The sequence below is a fragment of the Pseudoruegeria aquimaris genome, from assembly GCF_900172235.1.
GTDB lineage: Bacteria > Pseudomonadota > Alphaproteobacteria > Rhodobacterales > Rhodobacteraceae > Pseudoruegeria > Pseudoruegeria aquimaris.
On sequence record NZ_FWFQ01000054.1, the window covers coordinates 1 to 2,939 of the forward strand.

General features: G+C 66.9%; 4 protein-coding genes. All 4 read right to left on the reverse strand.

The features are described from left to right. Positions 1 to 124: 124 nt before the first annotated feature. On the reverse strand, positions 125 to 1,132 hold the full coding sequence (lpxK, locus tag PSA7680_RS18370) for a tetraacyldisaccharide 4'-kinase (protein WP_085870102.1): 1,008 nt from the start codon (positions 1,130 to 1,132) through the stop codon (positions 125 to 127). After that, on the reverse strand, positions 1,119 to 2,417 hold the full coding sequence (locus tag PSA7680_RS18375; protein ID WP_085870103.1) for a 3-deoxy-D-manno-octulosonic acid transferase: 1,299 nt from the start codon (positions 2,415 to 2,417) through the stop codon (positions 1,119 to 1,121). Before PSA7680_RS18375 ends, lpxK begins: the two co-directional genes overlap by 14 nt. 9 nt (positions 2,418 to 2,426) lie before the next feature. Continuing rightward, on the reverse strand, positions 2,427 to 2,672 hold the full coding sequence (locus PSA7680_RS18380) for a DUF4170 domain-containing protein (RefSeq protein ID WP_085870104.1): 246 nt from the start codon (positions 2,670 to 2,672) through the stop codon (positions 2,427 to 2,429). A 75-nt stretch (positions 2,673 to 2,747) separates the two neighbouring features. Then, on the reverse strand, positions 2,748 to 2,939 hold a 192-nt coding region (locus PSA7680_RS18385), incomplete at its 5' end, for a transposase (RefSeq protein WP_217808310.1).

The window sequence follows — 2,939 nt, forward strand, 5'->3', positions numbered from 1 at the left end:
ACAGCGGCGAGATCACCGCCCATTCCGCATCGCTCACATCGTGTCTGCCCGTCATGCTCACCTCCGTTTCCGAAAGTGAATCATCACACCGCCAAAAACGGAATCCCGTTTATGAGTTCACGACCTAGTCCGCGGCCCGCCTGCGCAGTTTTGCGATCGCGGCATCGAGCGGCGCCCAGTCTTCGAGATCGAGCCGCACGGGCACCGTCAGGACCTTGGCGCGGAAACTGCCGGGCAGGCGCACGGCATCCTTTTCCGTCGTGACGAGCTGCGCGCCCAGAGCTTTCGCCTCGATCTCCAGCCGCTTCATCAGCGCATCGGTCAGGGGTTGGTGATCTTCCAGCGCTTCCGCGCGTGCGATCTCGGCGCCGAGGCCGCGCAGGGTCGCGAAGAATTTCTCGGGATGCCCGATTCCGGCGAAGGCCAGCACGCGCAGCCCGGCGAAATTCATTCCCATCTGGAGCGGGCTCAGGGAGCCGCGCAGGTGCGGGATGCCGATCTGGTGCCCCCATGTCTCTTGAAAGCCGGCCTGCGCCGGTGCCGGGCCGATCGACAACAGGAAATCCGCCCGGCTCAGCCCCGCGTGCACCGGCTCGCGCAGGGGGCCTGCGGGAATCGCGAGGCCGTTGCCGAAGCCCTTGGCGGCGTCGACGACGACGATGGAGAGATCCTTCTGCACCGACGGGTTCTGGAAACCATCGTCCAGCAGGATGATGTCGGCCCCGGCCGCCTCGGCGGCGCGCACGCCTTCGGCGCGGTCGCTGGCGATCCACGTCGGAGCGAAGGCGGCCAGAAGCAGCGGCTCGTCTCCCACCTCGGCGGCCCCGTGCTTCGCCGGATCGACCCGCGTGGGCCCGGAGAGGTTGCCGCCGTAGCCGCGAGACACGACATGCGGCGCCCAGCCGGCGCCGCTCAGCCGGATCAGCAGCGCCATGGCCGTTGGGGTCTTGCCGGTGCCCCCGGCATTGATGTTGCCGATGCAGACGATCGGGACACCGGCCCGATAGCCGCTGGCTTCCCGTGCAACGCGGCGGGCTGTTGCGCCGGAATAGAGCCTTCCCAGCGGCGAAAGCAGCCGCGCACGCCACCCGGGCGCCTGCGGCGGCGTGAACCAGTAGTCAGGTGCGCGCATGGTCGGCCTCCCCGGCGTCGATCAGTTCGAATACCCGTTCCACGAGAAAATCCGTGACCTCCGCACCGCGCGAGCAGATCTCCCAGGCGGCATGGGCCATCTGGGCCACCTTGTCGGGTGCCTGGAGATCCCGAAGGTTCACTTCCAGACCATCGGAATTCAACACCAGCCGCGCGGCGCCGGCGCGCACGAGGCGGCCGTAGCTCGTCTGGAACGGATCTGTGTAGTTGCCGTAGAGGATGGCGGAACCGAGCGTCGCCGGCGCGAAGGGGTGCGCGCCGCCCGTGCCGCTCAGGGTGCCCCCCATGAAGGTGACGGGAGACACGCGATACCAGAGGCCCAGTTGCGCGGGATCCCCGATCAGCACCTGGGTGTCTTCCGCCGGCATCCGCTCCCGCTCGTAGATCTCCGCACGCCACCCATGCCCGCGGAAGGCTTCGCAGGCGGCTTCGATGCGGGCGGCATCGTCCGGCGCGACGACGAGCAGCAGGCGGTGCGACATGCGGGTGACGCGCCTGTGCACCTCGGCAAGGATCGCCTCTTCATCCTTGGTGGTGCGCGCGGCAAGCCAGATCGGGCGCGCGGCGAGCGCATCGCTCAGGCTTCTGTATTCGAGTTCGTCGCAGGGCAGGTGGATGGACCCTTCTTCCAGCCCGCCGATGATCTTGATGCGTTCCCGCGCTGCGCCCTGCTGCTCGTAGGAACGGGCGGCGGTTTCGGAGGCAGCCAGAATGAGACCAAACCGGCGCAGAATGGCCCGCGTGGAGGTGGTGCGCCATTCCTTGCGGCGCCGGTAGGGCGGATTGGCATCCACCGAGTCCGCGAGCATCATCTCGATGGCGCGCTGCTGGGATTTCTGAAGAAGAACGGGGTGCGTCAGCGGCCCGGTCCAGATCAGGATGGTGGGGGCATGATCGGCCAGCCATGCCACCGCGTCGCGGGTCGAATCCGTTGGCAGGCAGGCCGTTTCGGTTGCCCCCAACAGCTCAGGCTCGGCGAGGGCCGCGGGAAGAGGCTCTTCCGTCGAGAGCAGGCACCGGAGGCTGTCATCCTCTTCGCGCAGCCGGCGAAACAGTTCGAGTCCACTGATCGCTTCGCTTTCACCCGCGGCGTGCAGCCAGATGCAGGGCGCGGCCGAAACGGGCCGTGGGGGCGCCGGGCGTGCCGCGCCGCTGGGCCGCGCTTCCGCGGGTTGCGGGGCGTCGATGGCCGTATGGGCGGGTTCCGGGGCCGCGGTGGGCCCCGAAAACCGGGCGCGCAGAGCTTTCAGGAAGGCCAGCGCCACGGGCGGAGATCAGTTGCCGAGTTCTTCGGTGGCCGATGCGGCCCGCTCTTCGTCGCGCAGGCGGTGGATATGCGCGATGAAGTAGCGCATGTGGGCGTTGTCCACGGTGCGCTGTGCTTCCGCTTTCCAGGCGTTGTAGGCGGACTCGTAGTTGGGGAACATGCCGACGATGTGGATGTCGTTGACATCCTTGAAGACGCTCTTGGACGGGTCGACAAGCTCACCGCCGAAAACGAGGTGCAGGCGTTGTGTCATGGAAGTCTCCGTAGGGGTGGGTTTTGATCGCGGCGACCATAGAGCAAGGCCGCGGGAGGGTGAAGTGAAAGGCGCCTAGGTCGTGGACTCATAATGTCTGATCCAGAGCCTTGAGCAAGCGAGGTGAAGTGCGGCGAGGAAGTTTGCTGCGGTTTTGAAGTATCGCGTTGCGATGCCGCGGAAGTGTTTGAGACGATTGAAGAACCGTTCGACCTTGTTGCGTTCGCGGTAGAGGTCTCGGTCGACGGTCCTGACCACGCGGACGTT

Coding starts and splice junctions, on each gene's coding strand:
- PSA7680_RS18380 (WP_085870104.1), bottom strand. CDS start 2,672: ATGACACAACGCCTGCACCTCGTTTTCGGCGGTGAGCTTGTCGACCCG.
- lpxK (WP_085870102.1), bottom strand. CDS start 1,132: ATGCGCGCACCTGACTACTGGTTCACGCCGCCGCAGGCGCCCGGGTGG.